Origin of the sequence: Streptomyces sp. NPDC002476 (assembly GCF_042889785.1) — a bacterium.
Lineage (GTDB): Bacteria > Actinomycetota > Actinomycetes > Streptomycetales > Streptomycetaceae > Streptomyces.
In genome coordinates, this window is record NZ_JBIARH010000032.1 from 79,038 (window position 1) to 87,517 (window position 8,480).

The following is an 8,480-nucleotide window of genomic DNA, read 5'->3' on the forward strand; positions in this document are numbered from 1 at the left end:
CCGCACGCCCTTAGACCCCCCCCCCGGGCGCCGCCTCGCCCGCGGGGGGGCGGTGGCCGACGCAGGGGGCGGCTACGCCTACCAGCCGATGTCCGGGACGTCGATGGCCACTCCGCATGTGGCGGGCGCCGCCGCGATCGTGAAGCAGCGTCACCCGGACTGGACCGCCCAGCAGATCAAGGCCGCCCTGGTGTCGTCCGCGAAGAGCGACATCCCCGGCGACGTGCGCGAGACCGGCGCCGGCCGGCTCGACGTGAAGGCCGCGATCGACACCACCGTTGCCGGCGCCCGCGCCGTCCAGGCCGGCTCCATGGCCGACCGGGCGCGCGCAAGTACACCGCGGGCTCGAAGCGCACCGAGAACTGGTACCGGGGCATCCTGGCCCCGACCGCACCGCGCGACGCCGACGGCGAGCTCCAGCTGGCCGCCGAACGGCAGGACAACCAGATCGGCGTGGCAATCGCATGGCCGGGGTCACGGACGCGCCGTGCGCGCGGCGCGTCGTGTTTTCGGCATGCGCCGTTTCCGTGCGGCCCGTGCGGTGGACAATCAAGGGTATGAGCCAGCAGGGGGAGCGGCCCGCCGACGAGGACGACTGGTGGGACAGGCTGTACGACGAGACCGACAGGGACACCGGGGCGGGCGGCGCGGGTGGTGCGGGCGACGCCGGTGACACCCTCGACGACCGCTTCGACTCGGTGGCGAGGGCGGTCGGTCCGGCGGGGAACGGGGGGAGCGCGGGGACACTCCTCCCGGAGCCGGAGCCGGAGCCGGAGCCGTCCCGGACGACGATACGGGCGCGTGCCCCCTGGGAGCCGCCCGAGGAGAACGCACCGGCGCCCGGGTCCGCACCGGCCGGCCCGCCGAGCCCGCGCACCTTCGCCGACTTCACCGCCCCGCCGCCCATGGGGCCGCCGACGGCCGCCGCCGCGCCGACGCCCACCGGCCCACCGCAGATCCCTGACCCGTCGACGCCTGCCGGACCACCGGTGGCCCCGGATTCGTCGAAGCCTGCCGGACCATCGGCGGTCCCCGCCCCGCCGACACCGGCCGGACCAGTGGCGGTCGCCGGTCCGTCGACGCCCGCCGCCCTGCCGTCGTCCGCAAGGCCGCCCGCGGCCCCCGCTCCTGCCGTGCCGCGTCCCGCGCGCACCCACGTGGGCGACCGGCCGCCCACGTACGACGCCGAGCCCACCGCGCTGCCCGTCACCGTCCCCCAGGAACTGGACGGTCTCGTCGCCGCCGACACGGTGCTCGACGGAGCCCGGTACGGCACCTACACCTTGCGTGCCGCCTCGGTGCGCGGGGACTCGGCGCGGTTCCGGGGCGAGCACCGGCGCGATGCCTTGCTCACCGCGCGCTTCGGCACCGACCGGGAGGCGCTCGTCCTGGTGGCCGTCGCCACCGGCGCCCGCGCCTCCGAGCAGGCGCACCTGGCCGCGGCCGACGCCTGTCGCTGGATCGGCGGTGCGATCGGACGCAGCCATCTCCGCCTGACCGAGGACATAAGGGCCGGACGGCGCGGCGAGCTGAAATCCGGTCTGCGCCGACTCACCGACCGCGGGTTCGGCAGGCTGCGCGCCCGTGCCGTCGAGCTGGGGCTCGAACCCGGGCAGTACTCGGCGGGGCTGCGTTGCCTCCTGCTGTCCGCGGACCCCGACTGCCGTACCAGGATCTTCTTCGGGATCGGTGCCGGTGGGTTCTTCCGCCTGCGCGACGGCGTCTGGCAGGACCTCGAACCGGGGACTCCGCACCGGGCCGGGCCTTCCGTCGGGAACGCCCTGGACGGAGGGAACACTGAGAACGCCGAGAACACCGGAAACGCCGAGAGCACCGGAAATGCCGAGAACACCGGAAACGGAGCGATCGGTGGGGGCGGAGGGAAGGCCGGGGAGTCCGGTTCCGTAAACGCGGAGCCGTCCCGCCCGGGAGGCGCCGCCGCCGATGGCGACCGCCCTGCCGAGCCGTTCCGCTTCCGGGCCTCGGTAGCTCGATCGGGTGACATGCTGCTGCTGTGCAGCCCCGGGCTCGCCGCACCGCTGCGCGACGAACCGGCACTGGCCGGGGAACTCGCCGAACGCTGGACCGGCGGTGAGGCACCGGGGCTCGCGGCCTTCCTCACGGACACTCAGCTCAGGGTGGAGGGCTACTCCGAAGACCGTACGGGCGCCGCCGTCTGGGAGGCGTAATCGCGCACGCCATGGGTTGATGGATGCGGGGTCCGGAAGCCGAAGCGCGGAAAGGGTACGCACCCATGGCGAAGCAGAACGTGTCGGAGCAGTTCGTCGACATCCTCGTCCGGGCGGGCGTGAGGCGTATGTACGGTGTCGTCGGCGACAGTCTCAACCCGGTCGTCGACGCCATCCGGCGCAACTCGGCCATCGACTGGATCCAGGTCCGGCACGAGGAGACCGCCGCGTTCGCCGCCGGGGCCGAGGCCCAGGTCACCGGCTCGCTGGCGGCCTGCGCCGGGTCGTGCGGCCCCGGCAATCTGCATCTCATCAACGGCCTCTACGACGCCCACCGCTCCATGGCACCCGTCCTCGCCCTCGCCTCGCACATTCCGTCCGGCGAGATCGGGCTCGGCTACTTCCAGGAGACCCACCCGGACCTGCTGTTCCGGGAGTGCAGCCACTACAACGAGATGATCTCCAACCCCCGGCAGATGCCGCGGCTGCTCCAGACGGCCATCCAGCACGCGATCGGCCGGGGCGGGGTCAGCGTCGTCACGATGCCGGGCGACATCGCCTCCCAGCCCGCTCCGGACAGGACGGTGGAACACGCCCTGGTCACCACGCGGCCGACGGTGCGACCCGGGGACGCGGAGATCGAGAAGCTCTGCCGGATGGTCGACGAGGCGAAACGCGTGACGCTGTTCTGCGGCAGCGGCACGGCGGGCGCCCACGCCGAGGTGATGGAGTTCGCCGAACGGGTGAAGGCCCCGGTCGGGCACGCGCTGCGGGGCAAGGAGTGGATCCAGTACGACAACCCGTACGACGTCGGCATGAGCGGGTTGCTCGGTTACGGCGCGGCCTACGAGGCGACCAACGAGTGCGACCTCCTCATCCTGCTCGGCACCGACTTCCCGTACCAGGCGTTCCTCCCCGACGATGTGAAGATCGTCCAGGTCGATGTGCGTCCCGAGCACCTCGGCCGCCGTTCCAAGCTGGACCTGGCGATCTGGGGCGATGTGCGCGAGACGCTGCGCTGCCTGACCCCGAGGGTGAAGCCCAAGACCGATCGCAAGTTCCTCGACCGGATGCTGAAGAAGCACGCGGACGCGCTGGAGGGCGTGGTCAAGGCGTACACCCGCAAGGTCGAGAAGCACATCCCGATCCACCCCGAGTACGTCGCTTCGGTGCTGGACGAACTGGCCGACGAGGATGCCGTGTTCACCGTCGACACGGGCATGTGCAACGTCTGGGCCGCGCGCTATCTCTCGCCCAACGGCAAGCGCCGTGTCATCGGTTCCTTCAGTCATGGCTCGATGGCCAACGCACTCCCGCAGGCCATCGGGGCCCAGTTCGTCGACCGTGACCGGCAGGTGGTGTCGATGTCCGGCGACGGCGGATTCACCATGCTGATGGGCGACTTCCTCACGCTCGTGCAGTACGACCTGCCGGTCAAGGTGGTCCTGTTCAACAATTCGTCGCTCAGCATGGTCGAGTTGGAGATGCTGGTGGCCGGTCTTCCCTCGTTCGGCACCGGCAACAAGAACCCCGACTTCGCGGCCGTCGCCCGCGCGGCCGGGGCCTACGGAGTGCGGGTGGAGAAGCCCAAACAGCTGGAGAGCGCCCTCAAGGACGCCTTCAAGCACAAGGGTCCGGCCCTCGTCGACATTGTCACCGACCCCAACGCGCTCTCCATCCCACCGAAGATCAGCGCCGAGATGGTGACCGGTTTCGCGCTCTCCGCCAGCAAGATCGTGCTGGACGGCGGTGTCGGCCGGATGGTCCAGATGGCCCGCTCCAACCTGCGCAACGTGCCCCGTCCCTGAGCGCGTTCTCCCGGTGGATCCGGGGTCCTCCAGGCAGCTGATGTACATCAACTGCCTTTGTCCGCACTCTTGGCGACCCTTGAGCAATGTGACATATTATTGACGTGTCCATGAGGCGATCTTTGGATGTCGTCATCGTCGGTGCCGGGGAGAGAAACCTCCTGGTGTCCGACAAGGTTCCCGGTCCCGAACTCGAACTCGCCCTGCATTCGGCCGCGTTGTGGCAGACCCTGGCACAGGAACTGCCCTCGTCGATCGAGTACGAGCGCAAGGGCGGCCTGGTCGTCGCGCAGGCCGAGGACTCCCTGGCCGGACTGTCCGCCACGGCCGCCGGACAGCGGCGCGCCGGGGTCGAGGCGTACGACCTCACGGCGGGCCGGCTCCGCGAGATCGAGCCCCACCTCGCGCCGGGGCCGGCCGGGGGCTGCCTGTATCCGCAGGATGCCCAGGTCCAACCAGCCCTCGCGGCAGCGGAGTTGCTGCGGTCCTCGGTGCGGGCCGGGGCGTGTCTGTGGCCGGGCGAGGAGGTCGTCGCGATACTCGCCGACCGGGCGGGCGCGGTGAGCGGGGTGCGGACCGCGCGGTGCGAACTGCGCGCGCCCGTCGTGGTCAACGCGGCCGGGACCTGGGGCGGCGAGGTGGCCGCCCTGGCCGGGACGCCTCTGCCGGTCATGCCGCGCAGAGGGTTCGTGCTCGTCACCGAACCCCTGCCGAGGCTGATCCGGCACAAGGTCTACGCGGCGGAGTACGTGGCGTACGCACGCGCTCCCCGAGCCGTGGCCGCCAACCCCGGCAAGGTGGGGGAGGGTGTCCGGTACGGGGCGGCGCTGGCCCGGGCGGGGGTCCGGGTCCGGACCCGCCGGGCGGTCACCGAGGTGCGCGGCGACGGCCGGGTGGGGAGGAGGTGACCGTGAGCAGGCCGGACCGTCGATGGCGGCTCGTGCCCGGGTCCGGCCGCACGCTCGCCTGCGACGCGCTCGCCGTGGGTCCCGGGCTCGTGCCCCAGCTGGACCTCGCCGTGGCGGCGGGCTGCGGGACGCGGGTGTGCGCCGACGGGACCCACGCGGTCACCGTGGACGAGCGGCTGCGGACCACCGTGCCGGGGATCTGGGCAGCGGGGGAGACCGGAGGCGTCGGCTGCTTCGAACTCGCCCTGACTGAAGGGAAGTTGGCGGCACTCTCGGTCGTCCACGAGGTGCGCGGCGGGATACGGCGGGACGCCGCGCGCAGGGCGGTCGCCCTGAGCCGGTCCCGGCGTCGCCTGCGTGCCTTCGCCGCGCTGATGGGGGCCGTGCACCGGCCGGGGGCGGACTGGGGCGCGTGGCTGACCGACGACACGGAGGTCTGCCGTTGCGAAGAGGTCGTCGAGGGCCGGATCCGCGACGCCTGCGAGCGGCTCGGCGCCGGGGACGCCCGGACCGTCAAGCTGCTCACCCGGGCCGGGATGGGCTGGTGCCAGGGCCGGACGTGCGGCTTCGCCGTCCGCGAGCCGGCGGCGGTGCACAGCGCCCCTCCAGGCGTCGGCCGACATCCACAGGGGCCCGACCGCCGCCCGCTGGCCTGCCCCGTGAAGCTGTCCGAACTCGCCGCCGAACCGGCCGATCCCGGCTAACGAACTGGGTCGTAAGGGCTGTCCCGTAGTTCCCCTCCCGGGAACGTTTGTCCCGTCGCGCCGCCCGGTACTTCCCCGAGCTCTCAGCTTCGTTCGAGCAGGGAGCTCCCATTGCTCGCGGTGTCGGCCGGAAGCCCACGCAGCCCACTACGAGGGCTTCCGGCCGCCTTGCGATCACACGCAGCGGACGACGCTCCTTCCCGGCAGACCTTTCCGTCCACGCCACCACAAGACCCGCCGAACCTCCGGCCTCCGGCGCGCGCGGCGTCCGGCGCACCCCGGCCGGGCCCCGACGCGCCCGGTCCCGGAACCCGGCGCGGCACCGGCGCGCCCCGCGCCGCGTACGGCACCCGCTGTGCGCGCCTTGCAATGCCGCACCCGTCATGTCCTGTCACCACTCTCGAGGAGCCACGATGCAGCAGAACACCCCGCACACCCGCACCCGCCCCTGGCAGGGAGTCATGGTCGCCACCCCGCTGACTCTGCACGCCGACGGCACGATCGACTACGACGCCTACGCCACGCACGTGCGGCAGCTCATCGAGGCGGGCTGCGACGGAGTGGTGCCCAACGGATCGCTGGGCGAGTACCAGACCCTGACCGACGAGGAACGCGAGCGGATGGTCCGGGTCGCGGTGGAGGCGGCGGGCGACGGCGACCGGGTCATGCCGGGTGTCTCCGCCTACGGCAGCGCGGAGTCACGGCGCTGGGCGCAGCAGGCGGCGGAGGCGGGCGCCGGTTCCGTGCTGCTCCTGCCGCCCAACGGATACCGGTGCGAGGACGCGGCCGTCCGCGCCCACTACGCCGACGTGGCCGAGGTCGGGATTCCGGTCGTCGCGTACAACAACCCGTACGACATCAAGGTGGACATGACACCCGGCCTGCTCGCCGAGATCCACCAGGAAGGCAGCATCGTCGCGGTCAAGGAGTTCACCGGCGATGTTCGCAGGGCGTACGAGATCCGTGAACGGGCGCCGGAACTTGACCTGCTCGTGGGCGCCGACGACGTACTGCTGGAACTGGCCCTCGCCGGGGCGACCGGCTGGATCGCCGGGTGTCCGAACATGCTGCCGTCCAGCTGTGTCGAGCTGTACCGCGCCGCCGTGACCGGGGACCTGGCGACGGCGCTGCCGCTGTACCGGGAACTGCACCCGCTGCTGCGGTGGGACTCCAAGCCCGAGTTCGTCCAGGCCATCAAGGCGTCCATGGACGTGGCCGGGCGCCACGGCGGTCGCACCCGTCCGCCGCGTCTCCCGCTCCCCGCGGATGACGAGGCGGCCGTGCGTTCGGCGACGGAGAAGGCCCTGGCCGCAGGGCACAGCTGAGCACCGTCGTACCACCCGGGCACGGGCCCGGCCGTCGCCGTACCCCCAGGGGTTCGGTGGTCGCCGCCCCGACCGTGCCCGGTTCACCGGCGACCCGGCCGGGCGCGGCGACGGCCGTCCCGGGGGGCTCGCCCTGACGGACGAGATCAACACCGCAGACCGTCCCGTTCACCCCGAGGGATTCGTGCTGTGAGACCGCGGCTCGGGCACGGCCCGGCACGGTGTTCGGGGCCGTGCCCGAGGCGCCCGCGGACTCATCGACTGACGGGGAAACAGGGCCGGTACGACCGAGGCCGTGGAAAAACGTGACATTGTATTCTGGTGGCCCGTACGGCGCTGGAGGAATGCATATGGCTCCCCTGACGACGCTCAACGCCCTCTCGGCGCACGAGCACTTGCGCGACCGGGTGGCCAGCGCGCTCAGGGCGGCTCTGATTGCCGGCGACCTGCGGCCGGGCGTGGTCTACTCCGCTCCGACTCTCGCCGCCCAGTTCGGGGTGTCCGCCACGCCGGTGCGCGAAGCGATGCTCGATCTGGCACGGGAGGGGCTGGTCGAAGCGGTCCGCAACAAGGGTTTCCGTGTGACGGAGCTGACCGGGCAGGATCTCGACGACTTCACCGAACTGCGCGCCATGATCGAGGTCCCCACCGTCGGCCGGATTGCCGGAATGGGCAAGACCGCAGAGCTGAGGGCGCTGCGACCGCTGGCCGAGGCGATCGTGGCGGCCGCCGCCGAGCACGACATCATCGGGTACCTGGAGGCCGACCGGCGCTTCCATCTCGAACTGCTCGGTCTTGCGGGCAACCGCAGGCTGGTGGAGGAGGTCGGCAACCTGCGCAAGCGGTCCCGGCTCTTCGGTCTCAACCGACTGTCGGAATCGGGGCAGTTGACCGCTTCCGCCGAGGAGCACGTCCAACTGCTCGATCTCATGATCGCCGGTGACGCACAGGGTGCCGAGAAGCGCATGCTGACGCACATGTCCCATGTCAGATCGATCTGGGCCGACGACGGCGACGACCCGGGCGCGGTCGTGCGAGGCACCGGGTCCGGAACGGCGTCCCGGCCGGCGGCCGAGGACTGATCACCGGGGGCCGGTCCTCGGCGTCCGCGGACCGCTCCTCGACCGCGGGTGCCGTTCCTCCGGATCAGTCGTCCAGCAGGGTGGCCATCCACTTTCGATCCCGTCGGCGGTGCGCGGCGGAGTGGACGACGTCAGCCGGGCACCGCCGGCCGTGATCACCGGACCGTCCTCGATCCGCACGCCGATCCCGCGCGGGGGCGGCGGAGGCGTACTGGGGCGTGTTTCAAACGTCCCGTCCGGCTCGCGGCGTCTGGCACGGCGCCTCGCCACGTTGTCGGGATCGTCCACGTACGCCCGGTACGAGGGCGACCCTCCGCCTTGCGGCGCACCGCATCGGACGCTGCGTCCCCAACTTCTCGGGTCAGTACACCTAGTGCCGCATCAGGCAACGTTTGCCCCGTCGCGACGTCGGGCACGCACTCTCGCTGCACCAGCCGAAAGCCCAAGTACGTCCAGTACAAGGA

The 8,480-nt window shown here is 72.0% G+C and carries 6 protein-coding genes and 1 pseudogene; all 7 read left to right on the top strand.

What is annotated here, in order from left to right; all coding sequences use genetic code 11:
- A pseudogene (locus tag ACFYXM_RS28585) lies at positions 1-340 on the top strand (S8 family serine peptidase); the annotation flags it as partial.
- 217 nt (positions 341-557) lie between these two features.
- Positions 558-2,189, top strand: coding sequence for a protein phosphatase 2C domain-containing protein (locus ACFYXM_RS28590; RefSeq protein ID WP_389293595.1), 1,632 nt, complete (start codon positions 558-560; stop codon positions 2,187-2,189).
- Between the two features lie 65 nt (positions 2,190-2,254).
- Positions 2,255-3,997, top strand: a complete 1,743-nt coding sequence (locus ACFYXM_RS28595) for a pyruvate dehydrogenase (RefSeq protein WP_389293597.1) — start codon at positions 2,255-2,257, stop codon at positions 3,995-3,997.
- Between the two features lie 110 nt (positions 3,998-4,107).
- Positions 4,108-4,905: an NAD(P)/FAD-dependent oxidoreductase gene (locus ACFYXM_RS28600; RefSeq protein WP_389293598.1), complete on the top strand. Its 798-nt coding sequence runs from the start codon at positions 4,108-4,110 to the stop codon at positions 4,903-4,905.
- 2 nt (positions 4,906-4,907) lie between these two features.
- Positions 4,908-5,609, top strand: coding sequence for a (2Fe-2S)-binding protein (locus tag ACFYXM_RS28605; RefSeq protein WP_389293600.1), 702 nt, complete (start codon positions 4,908-4,910; stop codon positions 5,607-5,609).
- 413 nt (positions 5,610-6,022) lie between these two features.
- The gene (locus ACFYXM_RS28610; protein WP_389293602.1) at positions 6,023-6,934 is read left to right on the top strand and encodes a dihydrodipicolinate synthase family protein; all 912 of its coding nucleotides are present in this window, start codon (positions 6,023-6,025) and stop codon (positions 6,932-6,934) included.
- A 350-nt stretch (positions 6,935-7,284) separates the two neighbouring features.
- Positions 7,285-8,016, top strand: coding sequence for a GntR family transcriptional regulator (locus ACFYXM_RS28615; protein WP_389293604.1), 732 nt, complete (start codon positions 7,285-7,287; stop codon positions 8,014-8,016).
- Positions 8,017-8,480: the final 464 nt, after the last annotated feature.

Coding starts and splice junctions, on each gene's coding strand:
- ACFYXM_RS28590 (WP_389293595.1), top strand. CDS start 558: ATGAGCCAGCAGGGGGAGCGGCCCGCCGACGAGGACGACTGGTGGGAC.
- ACFYXM_RS28595 (WP_389293597.1), top strand. CDS start 2,255: ATGGCGAAGCAGAACGTGTCGGAGCAGTTCGTCGACATCCTCGTCCGG.
- ACFYXM_RS28600 (WP_389293598.1), top strand. CDS start 4,108: ATGAGGCGATCTTTGGATGTCGTCATCGTCGGTGCCGGGGAGAGAAAC.
- ACFYXM_RS28610 (WP_389293602.1), top strand. CDS start 6,023: ATGCAGCAGAACACCCCGCACACCCGCACCCGCCCCTGGCAGGGAGTC.
- ACFYXM_RS28615 (WP_389293604.1), top strand. CDS start 7,285: ATGGCTCCCCTGACGACGCTCAACGCCCTCTCGGCGCACGAGCACTTG.